16 protein-coding genes and 1 riboswitch are annotated in these 17051 nt (G+C 58.1%); of the genes, 11 read left to right on the plus strand and 5 right to left on the minus strand.

The window, feature by feature from the left end:
- Window positions 1-48 precede the first annotated feature (48 nt).
- From VIJ98_RS18925 to VIJ98_RS18935, 3 genes are all read left to right on the plus strand, one after another.
- On the plus strand, window positions 49-948 hold the full coding sequence (locus tag VIJ98_RS18925) for a LysR family transcriptional regulator (RefSeq protein WP_154157279.1): 900 nt from the start codon (window positions 49-51) through the stop codon (window positions 946-948).
- Between the two features lie 99 nt (window positions 949-1047).
- Window positions 1048-1989 carry a glutathione S-transferase family protein gene (locus VIJ98_RS18930; protein ID WP_154157280.1) on the plus strand — a complete coding sequence of 314 codons (942 nt, stop codon included), beginning with the start codon at window positions 1048-1050 and terminating at the stop codon, window positions 1987-1989.
- An 11-nt stretch (window positions 1990-2000) separates the two neighbouring features.
- The gene (locus VIJ98_RS18935; protein WP_154157281.1) at window positions 2001-2606 is read left to right on the plus strand and encodes an alpha/beta hydrolase; all 606 of its coding nucleotides are present in this window, start codon (window positions 2001-2003) and stop codon (window positions 2604-2606) included.
- On the opposite strand, the gene VIJ98_RS18940 is transcribed toward VIJ98_RS18935, so the two are convergent.
- The 3 genes from VIJ98_RS18940 to VIJ98_RS18950 form a co-directional block, all read right to left on the minus strand.
- Entirely contained in the window at window positions 2603-3400 is a 798-nt protein-coding gene (locus VIJ98_RS18940; protein ID WP_154157282.1) for a sugar phosphate isomerase/epimerase, read from the minus strand. The genes VIJ98_RS18935 and VIJ98_RS18940 overlap by 4 nt on opposite strands.
- Window positions 3401-3506: 106 nt before the next feature.
- A complete protein-coding gene (gene crcB, locus VIJ98_RS18945; protein WP_039333080.1) occupies window positions 3507-3884 on the minus strand; it encodes a fluoride efflux transporter CrcB in 378 nt (125 codons plus the stop codon).
- Window positions 3885-3974: 90 nt separating this feature from the next.
- Window positions 3975-4051, minus strand: a riboswitch (Fluoride riboswitch).
- A 125-nt stretch (window positions 4052-4176) separates the two neighbouring features.
- A complete protein-coding gene (locus VIJ98_RS18950; protein WP_154157283.1) occupies window positions 4177-5205 on the minus strand; it encodes a zinc-binding alcohol dehydrogenase family protein in 1029 nt (342 codons plus the stop codon).
- Between the two features lie 135 nt (window positions 5206-5340).
- Here VIJ98_RS18950 and VIJ98_RS18955 point away from each other — a divergent pair, with 135 nt between their 5' ends.
- Window positions 5341-6243 carry an FCD domain-containing protein gene (locus tag VIJ98_RS18955; RefSeq protein ID WP_154157284.1) on the plus strand — a complete coding sequence of 301 codons (903 nt, stop codon included), beginning with the start codon at window positions 5341-5343 and terminating at the stop codon, window positions 6241-6243.
- 174 nt (window positions 6244-6417) lie between these two features.
- Complete coding sequence (locus VIJ98_RS18960; RefSeq protein WP_008109477.1) at window positions 6418-7770, plus strand: MFS transporter; 1353 nt, start codon at window positions 6418-6420, stop codon at window positions 7768-7770.
- Between the two features lie 409 nt (window positions 7771-8179).
- Here the strand turns inward: VIJ98_RS18960 and VIJ98_RS18965 are convergent, their stop codons facing one another.
- Complete coding sequence (locus VIJ98_RS18965; RefSeq protein ID WP_154157285.1) at window positions 8180-9094, minus strand: LysR family transcriptional regulator; 915 nt, start codon at window positions 9092-9094, stop codon at window positions 8180-8182.
- A 2-nt stretch (window positions 9095-9096) separates the two neighbouring features.
- Window positions 9097-10152 carry a dipeptidase gene (locus VIJ98_RS18970; protein WP_323275488.1) on the minus strand — a complete coding sequence of 352 codons (1056 nt, stop codon included), beginning with the start codon at window positions 10150-10152 and terminating at the stop codon, window positions 9097-9099.
- A gap of 198 nt (window positions 10153-10350) precedes the next feature.
- Here VIJ98_RS18970 and VIJ98_RS18975 point away from each other — a divergent pair, with 198 nt between their 5' ends.
- The 6 genes from VIJ98_RS18975 to VIJ98_RS19000 all read left to right on the plus strand — a co-directional run bounded on the left by VIJ98_RS18975 (window position 10351) and on the right by VIJ98_RS19000 (window position 17002).
- The gene (locus tag VIJ98_RS18975; RefSeq protein ID WP_154157287.1) at window positions 10351-11946 is read left to right on the plus strand and encodes an ABC transporter substrate-binding protein; all 1596 of its coding nucleotides are present in this window, start codon (window positions 10351-10353) and stop codon (window positions 11944-11946) included.
- Window positions 11946-12956, plus strand: a complete 1011-nt coding sequence (locus tag VIJ98_RS18980; protein WP_008106687.1) for an ABC transporter permease — start codon at window positions 11946-11948, stop codon at window positions 12954-12956. The genes VIJ98_RS18975 and VIJ98_RS18980 overlap by 1 nt, the downstream gene beginning before the upstream one ends.
- Complete coding sequence (locus VIJ98_RS18985; protein WP_154157288.1) at window positions 12953-13852, plus strand: ABC transporter permease; 900 nt, start codon at window positions 12953-12955, stop codon at window positions 13850-13852. Before VIJ98_RS18980 ends, VIJ98_RS18985 begins: the two co-directional genes overlap by 4 nt.
- Complete coding sequence (locus VIJ98_RS18990; RefSeq protein WP_061719815.1) at window positions 13853-14680, plus strand: ABC transporter ATP-binding protein; 828 nt, start codon at window positions 13853-13855, stop codon at window positions 14678-14680.
- 73 nt (window positions 14681-14753) lie between these two features.
- Window positions 14754-15494: an ABC transporter ATP-binding protein gene (locus tag VIJ98_RS18995; protein WP_154157289.1), complete on the plus strand. Its 741-nt coding sequence runs from the start codon at window positions 14754-14756 to the stop codon at window positions 15492-15494.
- Window positions 15491-17002: a serine hydrolase domain-containing protein gene (locus VIJ98_RS19000; protein WP_323275493.1), complete on the plus strand. Its 1512-nt coding sequence runs from the start codon at window positions 15491-15493 to the stop codon at window positions 17000-17002. The genes VIJ98_RS18995 and VIJ98_RS19000 overlap by 4 nt, the downstream gene beginning before the upstream one ends.
- The last annotated feature ends 49 nt before the right edge of the window (window positions 17003-17051 follow it).

A 17051-nucleotide genomic window follows, 5' to 3' on the forward strand; every position in this document is an offset into this window, starting at 1 on the left:
ATTCATGGCGACCGATTAACATAAAACGCTGAACTAACAGGAAACGCCATGGATCGACTCGATTGTGACCGCATGTTTGTCGCCGTGCTGGAAGTCGGCAGCTTCGCCGGCGCTGCCGAACGCCTTGGCACCAGCAGCGGCCAGGCGTCGAAGCTGGTTTCCCGGCTGGAGCAGGAACTTGGCGTGCAGCTGTTTAAACGCAGCACGCGTGCGCTGTCGCCCACCGAAGTCGGTCGCGCCTATTACGAGCGGGTAAAAACGCTGCTGGAAGCCTTTGATACGCTGGATGCCACAGTGCGCGACAGCGCCACCACGCCAACCGGCCGCCTGAAGATCAGCGCGCCCGGCACCTTTGGTACCGCCGTGTTAGCCAGCGTGCTGGTGGAGTTCGCGCGCCATTATCCGCAGATCGAACTCGACGTGAACTTCTCCGATCGTGCAGTTAACATCGTTGATGAAGGCTTCGATATGGCGATTCGCATCGGCAAGCTTGACGACAGCAGCCTGATTGCGCGCCGCCTCGGCGATGTACCGATCCGCGTGGCCGCGTCTTCCAGTTATCTGCTGCAACACGGCACGCCACAGCATTGGCGCGATTTGGCGGCACATCAGTGCATCAGCGATACCAACTTCCGCGATCCCTGGCACTGGCCGTTTGTCACGCCGTGTGGCGATAGCGTCAGCATGCCAATTCGCGGTCGTCTCTGTTTCTCAAACACCGAAGCCTGTTTGCAGGCGGCGATTGCCGGATTGGGCATTGCGCGGCTGCCGGGTTTTATTGCCGCGCCCGCTTTGCAGCGCGGTGAAATCGTCTCGATATTAGAGGAGTTCGCCACGCCGCCGCTCGGCTTGTTCGCGCTCTATCCGCCGGCACGTCATCTGGCGCAGAAAACCCGGCTGCTGATCGATTTCCTCGCCGCCCATTTCCAGCAGCATCCGCCCGGCTAATTCCTTCCAATTTGGAAGCAATGAAAGCCATTTTGCCCGGATTATCACCCAACCAGCAGCGCTGTATGCTCACTCCATCAACACATAGGAGAGAAGACGATGCTGGTAAACGGTAAGTGGAGTGCAGAGTGGCATCCGGTGCAAGCCACCGATAAACAAGGCGGTTTTGTGCGCCAGACATCCAGTTTTCGTCACTGGATCACCGCAGATGGTTCCAGCGAATTTTCTGCCGAGCCGGATCGCTATCACCTCTATGTGGCACTGATTTGTCCGTGGGCTTCGCGCACGCTGCTGGCACGCACTCTGAAAGGGCTGGAGAAAGTGATCAGCGTGTCGGTGGTGGAACCGCAGCTTGGCGCGCAAGGCTGGCGCTTCGGTGATTATCCCGGTGCGGACCGCGACTGGCTGAATAAAGCCGAGTACATTCATGAACTTTATACCCGCGCCGATGCCGATTTCACCGGCCGCGCCACCGTGCCGGTGCTGTGGGACAAAAAGACGCAGACCATCGTCAACAACGAGTCGGCCGATATCCTGCGCATGCTGAACAGCGGCTTTGGCGCGCTGGCGGACGATCGCATTGATCTTTATCCCGAAGATCTGCGTGCAGAGATCGACGTGCTGAACGAATCGATCTATCCGCGCCTGAATAACGGCGTGTATCGCACCGGCTTCGCCACCACGCAGGTGAGCTATCAACAGGCGTTTAACGATGTGTTCAGCCAGTTGGATGAGCTGGAGCTGCGTTTGCAGGATGGCCGCACCTTCCTGCTCGGCGAGCGCTTAACCGAAGCGGATATCCGCCTGTTCGTCACGCTGGTGCGCTTTGACGCCGCCTATCACGGCCTGTTTAAATGCAACCTGCGCCGCCTGCGCGACTATCCGCTGCTCGATCGTTATCTCAAGAGTATGCTGTCGGTCTCTGGCGTGCGTCAGACGGTGAATATCGATCACATCAAGCAGGGCTATTATTCGATTAAAGCGCTGAATCCCAACGGCATTGTGCCGGTTGGCCCGGATATGGCGGCCTACGGTTTATAAGGAGCAGTGCGATGGCAAAAGCGTTAGTGATTTTTTTACATGGCGTCGGGAGCAACGGCGACGACCTCGCGGTGCTCGGCGAACATTGGGCGCGCCTGTTGCCAGATGTGGCGTTTGCCTCGCCGAATGCGCCCTATCCTTTTGAACATGCGATGGGTTATCAGTGGTTTAGCCTGACCGGCATCACGTCAGAAAATCGCCCGGCGCGCGTGCGTGAAGCGCGCGCTGCCTTTGATGACACACTGCAACAGCTGATGGCACAACACGACATGGCGGATGCGTGGGACAAAGTGATTCTGGTGGGCTTTTCACAGGGTTCGATCATGGCGCTGGATGCGCTGGCGTCGGGTCGTTATCCGCTGGCGGGCGTGGTGGCATTTTCCGGTCGTCTGGCGTTTGATGGCGCGTTAACTCCGCAACAGTACACGCCTGCGCTGCTGATTCACGGCAAAGCCGATGATGTGATTCCGTTTAGCGAAAGCTCCTCAGCGGAGCAGCGTTTGCAACAGGCTGGCGTGACGGTGGAAGCGCGCTATGAAGCGGCCACCGGCCACACCATTTCATCGCAGGGTGCGATGGATGCCGCCGGTTTCATCGCGCAATGTTTGCAGGATTAAGGCCAGTAACGATTTAACGCCTGCCACGCCTTGTGCGCAGCCACCTCTGCTGGCTGCGCTTTCAACTTATCGTTAAACACTTCAATGCCGACCGGCCCGCTGTAACCGGCACTTTTCAGCTTATCGACAAAGCGTTCGACTTCAATGATGCCATCGCCCGGCAACAAGCGCTGGTGACGTGCGTACTCGCTGAGCGGTTGCTTATCCTGCGGCGGCATTTCGGCCATATCGCACAGTTGCACTTCGTAGATACGATCGGCAGGAATGCCATCCAATTGCGATGCGTCGCCGCCTAACGCGCAGATGTGGAACAGATCGACCACCAAACCGATATTCGGCTGGTCCAGCCGTTGCAGCCGTTCCCACGCCAGCGGCAGCGTATTATCCACGCTGCACCACGCCATCGGCTCATACATGATGCGCATGTTGTAGCGCGCAGCTTCCGAGGCCATCCAACGCAAATCTTCATCAATACGCGATGCTACGCAATCTTCACGCGTGCTTGCGGGTGCCTGAATGGTGTCGCAGCCAATGGTTTGGGCAATCTGAATGAACTGACGCAGCTCTTCGCGTTTTTGCTGGCGCTCACGATCCGGCGCACCGGTGAAATCGCGCAGCACCTGAACATTGGTGAAGCCAAGCTGTAACTGCTTTGCTAACTGTGGCGTACTGGCTTGCACATCGTCGCGCCAGATCTCAACCTGCTCGAAACCGGCGGCGCGTGCGGCACGCAGCTTCTCCTCAGGTTCACCGTTTAACAACACCAGGTTAAGGAATTTGGGGTTACGACGCATGACACAGCTCCTTAATCGTCCGGATAATCGGTGACACATTCTGTGCGTCACGCGCACAGAATGGCGATCAGTATCTACCTCTGAGGAGTTATTTCAAGCCTGAAGGTTATCCCAGCAGGTTTACCACGGCAAAACCGGCGAAGGTCATCAGCAGCGAACCAATAACATGCACCATCACGCTCGACATCGCCCACAGGTATTTGCCGGTTTGCAGCAGCCCGACAATTTCCGCAGAAAAGGTTGAGAACGTGGTTAAGCCGCCGCATAAACCGGTGACAATCAGCAATTTCCAGAAGGGATCGATGTGCGGGTTACGCACGAAGAAAGCCAGTGCCGCACCGATGATAAAACCGCCCACCAGATTCACCATCAAAGTGCCCGGCGGCAGATTGGGAAACAGCGCGTTAAAACGTAATGAGATCAACCAACGCAGCGAACAGCCAACCGCACCGCCCAGTACCACCGCCAGTAACGACTTCAACATAGTTTGGAGCTCCTGAAATGAATTACGCGCAGGGCCGCGGCAGGACAGAATAACACCTGACACACCGCCGTCTCCCGCGCAGGGATACGAGTGTTGTCAGGCGTCATCAGCCGTCTGTAACCAGAACGGCGGTTGGGGGAAGGTGGCACGCCATCACCTTAGGCGGGAGATAATACGCTGGCTTGGCAATGCAGACAATATGCGAGCCAGGTGCGCATTAATGCGCACCCTACGAAAACGTCACCGATCTGTCGTAGGGTCGCCATTCATGGCGACCGAACTTCCTTGAGAACTACCGCTCGAAGTGAATTACGCCTTTAATCAGTTCCCGGTTATTAATCACATCCGCTTCAAAACGTTCCGCCAGCGCTGAAAAATCATAATGACGATTCAGCATCATGTCGGCACGAAGTTGCCCTTTCGCCATCAGTTCGCCGACTTTAGCGAAATCTTCCAGCGTGGCGTTGCGGCTGCCCATCAGCGTGGTTTCTTTCTTATGGAACTCGATATCCGGGATCACCAGATCGCCTTTATGCAGGCCGACAAACACGATGGTGCCGCCGTGACGAATCAGTTTCACCGCGCCGTTCATCGCCGCTGGACTGCCGGTGGCATCGATCACTTTAGCGGCCAAACGTCCGCCAAACTCCGCTTTAAGCTGCGCATCAAAATCGGCGTCTAATGGATTCACCGTCGCCAAACCCAGTTTCTGCGCCACGTGCGCACGGCGCTGCTCGCTGGTATCGGCCACCACCACTTTGGCACCCGCCGCCGCTGCAATCGCGGCCACGCCAAGGCCAATCGGGCCTGCGCCCACCACCAAAACCTGCTCATCCGCCGCAACGGCCGCACGGCGCACCGCATGGGCGCTGATCGCGAAAGGTTCAATCAGCGCGGCGGCTTCGGGATCAACATCATCTACCGCCAGCAAATTGCTGCTCGGCACACTAAGAAATTCGCAGAACCCGCCATCCTGATGCACACCAATCACCGAGATGTTTTCGCAGCAGTTGGTTTTGCCGCTCAAACAGGCATCGCACTGCTGGCAGGCAACGTAGGGAATTAGCGCCACGCGCTGGCCCAGCCTAAAGCCGCTGGCCTGGCTACCGAGTTCCACCACTTCGCCACACAACTCATGTCCCAACACGCGTGGATAGCTGAAGAACGGCTGATTGCCGGCCCAGGCGTGGATATCGGTGCCGCAAATCCCAGCGGCGATGGGTTTGATCAGAACTTCATTGGCGGCGGGTGTCGGCTTCGCGCGCTGCTGCCACACCATCTGGCGCGGCTCGGCGACCACCAGCGTTTTCATTGTTGTCATAGGCTTCTCCTGTGCTGTTGTCGCAGTTATGGCGAAAATCGCCGATGACAGCTTTTTGCGTTGGGGGAAGTGTGAAGCCAACCGCTTTTTTTGGGCTTTGTATGGTTTTTAATAGATAAAAAACCGGAGACGCGCATGAGCCGCAGCCAGAACCTACGTCATAACGTGATTAACCAGATGCTGGAAGGCATTGCCAAACGGCATATCCGTTCGCCGTTGCCACCGCAGGCGGCGCTGGCCGAAATGTTCAACATCAGCCGCACCACGGTGCGCCACACCTTGCAGCATCTGCATGAGCGCGGCGTGCTGGATAAGGTGGATGAAACCTACGTTATCGTGCGCGATCCCAGCGATGAAGATGGTTTTAACGCCCTGACGCCGCCGATTGATCAGCAGGCGCTGCAGTTTGAGCAGACCTTTTTCAACCTGATTAATCAGCGTCAGCTGATGCCGGGCGATACTTTTAGCGAGCTGCAGTTAGCGCAGCAGGTGAAGGTCAGCCCGATTGTGGTGCGCGAATTCCTGCTGCGTTTTATGCGTTATGACCTGCTGGAGCCAGTGAGACGCGGACAGTGGCGCATGAAGAAGTTCGATCAGAAGTATGCCGAGAACCTGTTTGAGCTGCGTGAAATGCTGGAAACCCACGCGCTGACGCGTTTTCTCAATCTGCCTTCGCAGGATGAGCGCTGGATGCAGGCGCGCGACCTGCTGGATCGCCATCGTTCAATGCGTGACACCATCGCCAGCAATTACCGCCACTTCGCCGCGCTGGATAAAGAGATGCACACGCTGATTCTCTCCGCCGCCAACAATCCGTTTTTTAATCAGTCGCTGGAGATTATTTCCGTGATTTTTCACTCGCATTATCAATGGGATGAAACCGACCTCAAGCAGCGCAATATTGTGGCGCTGGAGGAGCATATGGCGATTCTGACGGCGCTGATTAGCCGTCAGGATGTCGAAGCCTTGTGCGCCCTGCACAATCATCTCGGCACCGCTAAGACATCGATGATCCGATCTATCCGTCAGTACAATTAAAAACCGATTAAAAACCACAAAGCATTAGCTCCCGCACGAATCTGAAACATCTCCGCAACATCCCGATCTGATTGCTTCTAGTCTCGAAGTCAATCCGTTGGGGCAGCACCTTTTTGCTGCCGCAGGATCCCACTCAAACGCATAACGATAAGTACCCAGATCCGGGAGGTCGCAATGGAAAATACTTCGGCTCGTGGCCGCGAAAACGCGCCACAACCGGCTGCAGACGGGCAAGATTTTATCCCGGCACGCAGTGACGTGGTGCGCTCGCCGCGCATCAGAAAGATCCAGATTACCGCCATGTTGCTGCTGCTGTTCGCCGCCATGATCAACTATCTCGATCGCAGTTCGCTGTCGGTCGCCAATATGACCATCCGTGGAGAACTGGGTTTATCTGCGACCGAAATTGGCGTGCTGCTGTCAGCGTTTTCACTGGCGTACGGCTTAGCACAGCTGCCGTGCGGAGCGCTGCTCGATCGCAAAGGGCCGCGCATCATGCTGGCGATTGGCATGTTCTTCTGGTCGCTGTTCCAGGCCGCGGCCGGTTTGGTGCATAACTTCACCCAATTTATTTTGGTGCGTATCGGTTTAGGTATTGGTGAAGCGCCGATGAACCCGTGCGGCGTCAAGGTGATCAACGACTGGTTCAACATCAAAGATCGTGGCATGCCGATGGGTATGTTTAATGCCGCCTCGATGATTGGTTTATCCATCGCGCCACCGATTCTGGCCGCGATGATGATGGTGATGGGTTGGCGCGGCATGTTTGTCACCATCGGCGTGCTCGGCATGTTCCTCGCCATCGGCTGGTATCTGATGTACCGCGATCGCGATAACAACAAGCTGAGCGGCGAAGAGATTCACTATCTGCAGGCGGGCAGCGTGGCATCGCGCAAAGAGCCGCTGAGTTTTGCCGAGTGGCGCGGCCTGTTCAAGCAGCGCACCATGTGGGGCATGATGATTGGCTTCAGCGGCATCAACTACACCGCATGGCTGTACATCGCGTGGCTGCCGGGCTATCTGCAATCCACTTACAACCTCGACCTGAAAAGCACCGGTTTACTGGCGGCGATTCCATTCCTGTTCGGCGCGGCGGGCATGCTGCTGAACGGTTATGTGGTCGATGCGCTGGTGCGTCGTGGCCATGATGCGGTGAAAGTGCGTAAGGTCTCTATCGTCACTGGCATGCTGTTGTCTGCTGCGTTTACCGCTTTCGTAACGCGTGCCACCGACACCACCAGCGCGGTGACCATGATCGGTATGGCGCTTTTCTGTATCCACTTTGCCGGTACATCGTGCTGGGGTTTGATTCACGCCAACGTCACGGCGCGCATGACCGCCTCGGTTGGCAGCATCCAGAACTTCGCCAGCTTCGTGTTCGCCTCGTTCGCGCCAGTGATCACCGGTTGGGTGCTGGATACCACCAAGTCGTTTAGCCTGGCGTTGATGATTTGCGCCGGTGTCACAGTGGTGGGTGCGCTGGCGTATTTGCTGCTGGTGCGTAAACCGATTACCGATGGGGTTTGAATGGTCGCCAGGAATGGCGTAATACATGTCCATTAAGCGCAGTGCGACTTTCGTTCGCCATGTGCTGAGGCAGTTGCAGTAACTTCATGCGGCGACCGAGCAGAGGGCGTCTGGCCACGCCCTCTGCACTCCCGGGCCCTGCGCCAGCCCAACCCGCCGCTGCGCGGTACCTTCACTCATTCGCGATTCCTGACGGACCGGTGTCGATTCGCTCCTGCTCAACGCCACCTCTCGCCGCATCCATGCGGCTCATCCTGGAATCCCTCACTCGTTCAGCGGATTGGGATGTCGCCTCAACACCCGCGCTGCAGCAGCATTGCGTTTTCTTAACTCACAATCGCTACAAACTCCGTAGGGTCGCCATTCATGGCGACCTGGTGCGCATAAATATGCGTACCGGCAATCGGCATTACGACGGGCGGGTGAAAAACTGCGATTCACATTGGCGCGCGATCTCCCACAGCTTGTTGCGAATAACCTGTTTCAGCTGCAGCGTGGATTGCGACTGCGGCTGATCGCGGCGGCTGATTAACATCACTTCAAACGGTAGCGGCTGCGCGACCGGCAACAGCTTGAGCTGGTCGGCATAACGGCAGGCGGTAAACAGATCGACAATCCCGACGCCACCGCCCGCCAGCACCATATCGGCAATCACCGAATAGGTTTTGATCGACAGCGAAACCGCTGGATTGAGCCCTTTATCGCGCAGCGCGCGGTGCAGCACGCGACCGAGCGGATCCTGATTCTGCATCATCAGCAGATTGTTGGCGCACAGCCACTCCAGCGTCACCGGCTCATTGTGGGTGTGATCGCGCGGCAGCAACGCCACCATCGACGACTGAAACAGCGGCTCCGCCAGTAAATCCGCATCCACCTGCTGACCAAACACCAGCGCGAAATCGAGCTGATTAGCCATGATCATGCCGCACAAGGTGCTGAAATGCTCGGTGACCAATTCCACGCTGACCGATGCCGCCTGTTGTCGCCAGTTCACCAGCGCCGGCGCTAACACCATCTGACCAAACGCATGAGCGGCACCGACGCGCACCGTTTGCCCTTCGCCGCGCCGCAGTTGCTCGGTGAGCTGGGTAATCGCCTGTAAACGCTGATAGATATCTTCCACTTCCGGTAGCAAACGCCGCCCTTCTGCGGTCACCACCATGCCCTGCGCACGCCTTTCAAACAGCGCAAAACCAAGCTGCTGCTCGGCGTGATTGAGCACGCGGCTGACATTCGGCTGCGACACATTCAGCAAACGCGCCGCCGCACTGATGCTACCGGTCTGCACAATCGCCTGAAACACTTCAATATGCCGCAGCCGCATGATTATTCGCCCCAGGTGGCTTCAAGCACGCGCAGCCAGTTGCCGTGGCAAATCTTCTCCAGCAGCTCCCGCGAATAGCCGCGTGCTGCCAGCGCCTGCACCAGCAGCGGGAATCCGGCCACGTCTTTCAGATCGCCCGGCATGGTGGCGCCATCAAGATCTGAACCAAAACCAACGCCATCTTCCCCGACTTTTTCCAGCAGATATTCTACGTGACGCACAATAGCATCGACGCCGGTCGGCGCATGGCGATCGCCATCTTCGCGCAGGAACGGCACGGCAAAATTGACGCCAACAAAGCCGTTGGTTTCGGCAATCGCCGCCAGCTGGCGATCGGTGAGATTACGTGACTGCGCGCTGATCGCATGCGCGTTGGAGTGGCTCGCCACCAGCGGCGCATCGCTGATTTCCGCCGTATGCCAGAAGCCTTTCTCATCCATATGCGACAAATCAACCATGATGCGGCGGCGATTACAGTCGCGCACCAGCTGCTTGCCCGCAGCCGTCAGGCCATTGCCGATATCCGGCGACGAAGGATAGAGGAACGGCACACCGTCGCCGAACTGATTCGGGCGGCTCCACAGCGGCCCCAGCGTGCGCAAGCCGCTGGCATACAGCATGTCGAGCAGCTCGCCGTGGGTATCCAGCGCTTCAGCACCTTCCACGTGCATCACCACCGCTAACACCTTGTTTGCCATGCAGTGGCGGATATCGCGCACGCTGCGGCAAATCTTCATCTGGCCGTTCGAGGCCTGCTCAATGCGTAGTAGCAGCGCCAGCATAGAAAACGTCGCGTCGCGCGCTGAGTTGATAATTTCCTGAGGAAAATCTGCGAGGTCTGGCGCACTTCTTGCAATCAGAGGGTGGGACGGCACCCAGGTGGCGAAAATGCCGCCTAACATATTTCCCTGACGGATACGCGGAAAGTCCATTTGGCCCGTTTTGGTGCCAGTGAAAAATGCATTAACCGCGTCCGGCTGATGGTGCTGCCACAGCTTATTCAGCACATCGTTGTGGCCGTCAAAGACCGGAATATCGAGGGTAATCGAGTCAGACATGTTGTTCAGTTCCATGTTCGGGGGAAAGCGCAGCACTGCCAGCTGGCGGAGCAAATTGCACCAAAAAAGGGCGAGCACACGCGCGTGAAACAAATGGCTTAGAGCCGGTATTAATCCTCCGGCAGGTGCGTAAAGTCAAGACAAAAAACAATCAAATAACAATTTTTTATTTTACTTATCAATCAGTTGGGAGTTTACATGGTTACCAGAAGACGTTTTCTTGCAGGATGCACTGCTGTACCTGTTGTTTCCTACCTCAGCCTGAATTCTTCCTTTGCCGCGACGCCGCCGACCATGCTGGTGATCGCGATGCAGCTCGATAACATCACCAGCCTCGATCCACACGAAAGCTTCGAAGCCACCGGCGGCCAGATTTGCGGCAACCTCTATCAACGTTTAGTCACGCCCGATCCCAAGCAAGCCGACAAAGTGATTGGTCAACTGGCGCAAAGCTGGGATGTCAGCAGCGATAACGGCACTTACACTTTCCATCTCGATCCGGCAGCTAAATTCGCCGATGGATCGCCGCTCACCGCAGAAGACGTGGCGTTCTCGATTGAACGTATCGTCAAGCTGGACAAGAGCCCGGCCTTTATTATCAACCAGTTCGGCTTTACCAAAGATAACGTGACGCAGCTGGTGACCGCGAAAGATGCGCACACCGTTGAGATGAAACTCGGCGCGCCGGCGGCCGAAACCTTCCTGCTCTACTGCTTGTCCGCCACCGTCGGCAGCATCGTGTCGAAGAAAGCCTGTCTGGCGAACCAGCAGAACAATGACTTCGGTAACGGCTGGCTGAAACAACACAGCGCCGGTTCCGGAGCCTTTACCCTGCGCACCTGGAATGCCAGCGAAACGGTGATTCTGGAGATTAGCCCGCAATATGCAGGATCAAGCAAAACCAAACGCGTGATCCTCAAACACATCGCCGACCCGGCCGCGCAGGCGCTGATGCTGAAAAAAGGCGATGTCGATGCCGCGTATGACCTCACCACCGAACAGCTGCTGCAGGTGAAAAACGACAGCAGCGTGTCGCTGGTGAATCAGTCGCTGTCGGCCATCATGCTGATGTCGTGCAACACCAATAATCAGTACCTGAAAAAACCGCAGGTGTGGCAGGCGCTGAAGTGGGCGCTGGATTACGAAAGTATCCAGAAAAACATTCTGTCGATGAGTTTTGTTACCCATCAAAGCTTCCTGCCGAGCGGCTTCCCGGCGGCGCTGGACGATACGCCATTCCACAAAGATCTGGCGAAAGCCAAAGCGCTGCTGGCCGAAGCGGGTTACCCGGACGGTTTCGAAATCACCCTCGATCACTACTCAATGCAACCGTATCCGGACATCGCGCAGGCGATTCAAACGCAGTTGGGCGCGATTGGCATCAAAGTGTCACTGATCGCCGCCGAAAACCGTCAGGTTCTGACCAAAATGCGCGCGCGTCAGCATCAGCTGGCATTGACGGTTTGGGGAGCCGATTACTTTGATCCTAACTCCAACACCGAAGCCTTCTGCGTTAACACCGACAACAGCGATAACGCGCGTGCGCGTACGCTGGCATGGCGCTGCAGCTGGTCAGACGATGAATTCAACAAACTCACCGAGCAGGCGTTACATGAGCCGGATCCGGCGAAGCGTATCGCGCTCTATCAGCAGATTCAGCAGTTAGGCCGCGAGAAGAGCCCGTTCATTTTCATGATGCAGAAGACCAAAAACGTGGCCACCAGCAAAGCGCTGAGTGATGTTCACATGACCGTGCTGGAGCAGTGGCCGTATGCGCAGGTGAAAAAAGCCTGATGCCGTTACTGAAGAGAATCGTCAGCACCCTGGGAAGCCTGGTGTTGACGCTGTTTGGTCTGTCGGTTTTGACCTTTTTCATTGGCCGCGTCATGCCCACCGATCCGGTGCTGGCGGCGGTCGGTGATAACGCACCGCAATCGGTGGTTGAGCGCGTGCGTGCGGAAATGGGGCTGGATCAGCCCCTTTACGTGCAGTTTGGTCACTACCTCAATCAACTGCTGCATGGCGATCTCGGTAAATCGATTCTCACCTCGAATCCGGTGATTACCGATATCGCCCGCTTCTTCCCCGCCACCATGGAATTGGCGACGGCGGCGATCATCATCGCGGCGCTGATCGGCATTCCACTCGGCGTGTGGGCGGCGGTGCGTCAACGTTCGTGGGTCGATCAAACCATTCGCGTCATCTGTCTCGCAGGCCATTCGCTGCCGGTATTCGTGCTGGCGCTGCTGAGCCTGCTGGTGTTCTACGCGGTGCTCGGCATTGCGCCCGGTCCCGGACGGCAGGACATCATCTGGCAGGATATGGTGCCGCAGGTTACCGGCTTCCTCACCATCGATTCGCTGCTGGCCGGGGAAACCGACGCCTTCTGGGATGCGCTGGCGCACATGGCGCAGCCGGTGCTGATTCTGGCCTACTTCAGCATGGCCTACATCACGCGTATGACGCGCACCTTTATGCTTAACGCGCTGAGCGGCGAGTTCGTGATCACCGCGCGCGCCAAAGGTTTGTCGTCACGGCGGGTGATTTGGCGGCATGCGTTTCCCACCGTGGCGGTTCAGCTGGTCACGGTGCTGGCGCTGACCTACGCCGGATTGCTGGAGGGCGCGGTGGTGACGGAAAACGTCTTCGCCTGGCCCGGTATCGGCCAATATCTCACCACGTCGCTGATGAACGCCGACATGAACCCGGTAATCGGCGCAACTTTGCTGGTCGGCACCGTGTATGTGCTGCTCAATCAGCTGGCTGACCTTCTCTATCGACTTTGGGACCCGCGCGTAAAATGATCTTCTTCTCACGAGAATGGCTGCTCGACGATACGCCCGCCAATCGTCGCCAGGCGGTGTGGGGTCGGCGTTATCGCCTGTGGCTCAGCCTGCGCAGTAATCCACTCGCGATGGCCGGACTGCTGGTGGTGGCGGTGATGCTGCTGCTGGCGCTGTTTGCGCCGTGGCTGACGCCGTTCGATCCTGGCGTGCAGCATCTGGAAAACCGCCTCGCAGCACCTTCCGCCGCGCACTGGCTCGGCACCGATGAACTGGGCCGCGATGTCTGGACGCGCATTATCTACGGCGGCCGCACCACGCTCGGCATGGTAATCGCTGTGGTGCTGCTTACCGCGCCGCTCGGCCTGCTGATTGGCTGTATCGCCGGTTATGCCGGCGGTTTCATCGATAAAGCGCTGATGCGTTTGACCGACATCTTCCTCGCCTTCCCGCGTCTGATTCTGGCGCTGGCGTTTGTCGCAGCGCTGAAACCCGGCGTTGAGAGCGCGATTCTGGCGATTGCCCTGACATCGTGGCCGCCGTATGCGCGCCTGGCACGCGCTGAAACCCTGCAGTTCCGCCACAGCGACTTTATCGCCGCCAGCCGTCTGACGGGCGCGTCGCCGCTGCGCATTATTCTGCGCCACATCATGCCGCTGTGCGTGCCGAGCCTGATTGTGCGCGTCACGCTGGACATGAGCTCCATCATTATCACCGCCGCCAGCCTTGGCTTCCTTGGCATGGGCGCGCAGCCGCCGTCACCGGAATGGGGCACGATGATCGCCACCGCACGTCGCTTCCTGTTCAGCGAATGGTGGGTGCCATTAATGCCGTGTATCGCGATTTTCCTGACGTCATTGGCGTTTAACTTTCTCGGCGACGGTCTGCGTGACGTGCTGGATCCCAAGGAGCGCTAAATGTTGGTGGAAATCGAGAACCTGCGCGTTGCTTTCCGCTCGCGCAGCGAAACCTTTGAAGCAGTGCGCGGCGTCAGTTTTAGCGTTGGCCGCGAGAAGTTCGCCATTGTCGGCGAAAGCGGTTCCGGCAAGTCGCTGACCGCGCGCAGCCTGATGCAGTTATTGCCGGGCAATGCGGAAGTCAGCGCCGATGTGCTGCGCTTCGACGGTATCGATCTGCGCGGTGCCAGCGAGAAAGTGCTGCGCAAAATTCGCGGCAAGCGCGTCGGTTTTATCCTGCAGGACCCGAAATATTCACTCAACCCGGTGATGACCATCGGCCAGCAGATTGCCGAAGCCTGGCGCGAGCACAAAGGCGGCAGCCATAAAGCGGCGATGCAGGCGGCGATTGAGCTGCTGGAGCAGGTGAAGATTCGCGACCCTGAAGCCGTGGCAAAACGCTATCCGCATGAAGTCTCAGGCGGCATGGGCCAGCGCGTGATGATTGCGATGATGCTGGCGCCCGATCCGGAACTGTTGATCGCCGATGAACCCACCAGCGCGCTGGATGCCACGGTGCAGGCGGAGATCCTCAAGCTGATTGACGAGTTAGTATCGGCGCGCGGCATGGGGCTGATCCTGATCAGCCACGATTTGCCGCTGGTGTCGCACTTCTGCGATCGCGTGGCAGTGATGTACGCCGGCCGCATCGTCGAGCTGCTCGATGCCGGGCAGTTGCAGCAGGCGCAGCATCCATATACGCGCGGTTTGCTGGCGTGTTTGCCGTCGTTACGCCATCCGCGCGAGCGTTTACCCGTATTGCAGCGCGATGCCGCGTGGCGCGAATAATTATCGGCGCACAGCGTAGGGTCGCCATTCATGGCGACCGTTTAAATGGACGCACAGAATTTACAGGCTTCCCATGATTCAAATCGATAACCTGCGTATCAACTTCGGTACGCACACGGCGGTGAAAGACGTCAGCTTCTCGGTCGGTAACGGCGAAAGCTTTGGCCTGGTCGGTGAAAGCGGCTCGGGCAAATCCACCATCCTGCGCGCGCTCGCTGGGCTGAATGCCGACTGGCAAGGCAGCATGTTGTTTGGCGGCATGCAGCTCAGCGCCAAACGCAGCCGCGCCTTCTATCGTCAGGTGCAGATGGTGTTTCAGGACCCGTTTGGTTCGCTGCATCCGCGTCAAACCATCGATCGCATCCTGCACGAACCGCTGCTGGTGCATCAGCTCGATCGCGCCGAACAGCGCATCAGCCAGGCGTTAGGCGAAGTGGGCTTGCCCGCCTCGGTACGCTTCCGCTATCCGCATCAGCTGTCGGGCGGCCAGCGTCAGCGCGTGGCGATTGCACGCGCGTTGATCGCCGAACCGGAAGTGCTGCTGCTGGATGAGCCGACCTCCGCACTTGATGTGTCGGTGCAGGCCGAAATCCTCAATTTACTCAGCGACCTACGCAGCGAGCGCAAACTCACCTACATTATGGTGACGCACAACCTCGCGGTGGTAACGCATCTGTGTCAGCGCATTGGCGTGATGCAGAATGGCGAGATGGTGGAGCAGCTGAGCGCCGACGATCTGCGCGCGCGGCGCATCCAGCATCCGCATACCGCCCAACTTTTCGATCTCAGCATGACGCTGGAGGAACCGGCATGACCGCTAACTGGCAACGCGCCGCGGATGTCGCACAACAGATCACTGAAAGCTGGCAACAGCCGGGCGCGCCGGGCGGCGCAATGGTTCTGTTTGATGCGCACCAGATTCACTCAACCCACTGCGTAGGATTGGCCGATTTGGCGCAGCAAACGCCGTTCAGCGCCGACAGCGTGGTGCGTTTCGCCTCCATCACCAAACATCTGTTCGCCGCGCTGGTGACCGGGCCGGGACGTCGCTACCTCAAGCTCGACGATACGCTGGCGCAGCATCTGCCGCAGCTGAGCGGAGCCAACGGCCAAGTCACCGTAGGCCAGGCGCTGGATATGAGCAGCGGTTTGCCGGACGTGCGCGAAACCTTATCGCTGCTGGGATTGTCGGTGTACAACGCCACCCGCGCCGACGACCTGCTGGATTTTATCGCGCACGAAGGCGAGCTCAACTATGCGCCCGGCAGCGAAATCTCCTACACCAACACCGGCTATCGGCTGGTGGAAGAAGCGCTGAAAGCCAAAGGCGTGTTATTCAATGATCTGCTGCAGCAGTACATCTGCGATCCGCTGGATATCAACCTGATTGCGCCGGAAAGCTGGTTCGATATCGTGCCTGGTTTGGTGCCTGGCTACTGGCAAAACGGCGCGCAGTGGCAGCTCTCCAGCGCCGGTTTGCATCTCTCGGCATCGGGAAGCGTGACCGGCAGCCTGAATCATCTGACGCGCTGGCTGCAAAGCCTGCTGGCCGATAACGGACCGGGCGCAGGCGTGCTGCAACGCCTGAGCGCGCCGCGTAATCTCAACGATGGCCGCACCAGCGGGTACGGTTTGGGCATTACCAGCTCGACGCTCGGCAGCCAGACGCTGTTTGGTCACGGCGGTTCGCATGCCGGTTATAAGAGCTATTTCCTGCTGCATCCGGAACTGAAAATCGGCGTGGCGCTGGTCGCCAACCGCGAAGATGTCACCACGTCGGAAAGCGTGCTGCAGGTGATGGCGGCGCTGCTCAACCGCGCGTTACCGGAGAAAGGACACGATTTAACGCCCGGGCTTTACGTGGCGCAAGACGCCGCCGACTGGCTGGACATCAAGGGCGTGACCGCCACCTGGCTTGGCGCAGGCGAAACTTTGTGGCGTGACGATGTGCACGGCACGGCGGTGTCGCTCTCCAGCACTTTCCCGATGCGGTTACGTCATGATGGTGCGGCGATTGTTGGAGAGATTGGGCATGCCGCACGACGTTTTGTGCCGGTACAAGCCGATCAGGCCAGTCTCGATAATCTGCAGGGCCGCTGGTTCGCGCCGCAGTGGCGCAGCGAGTTGGTGATTGAGGGCGAAAGCTTAATCATGGGCATCGGCCCGGCGGCGATTCGTGCGCGTTTGCAGTCGCTGGGTAACAATCGGCTATTAGCCACCGCGCAAGATGGACCGTGGGAGAAGCGCTTCGCGATTGCGCGCGAAGGCGATACGCTGCGGCTGATGCTGAACCGCAGCCGCATCATTAAATTTGTACGTTAAGACATCGTAGGGTCGCCATTTATGGCGACCGTTTTACGCCATCGCTGCG

This window comes from Pantoea sp. S18 (assembly GCF_045689705.1).
Lineage (GTDB): Bacteria > Pseudomonadota > Gammaproteobacteria > Enterobacterales > Enterobacteriaceae > Pantoea > Pantoea symbiotica.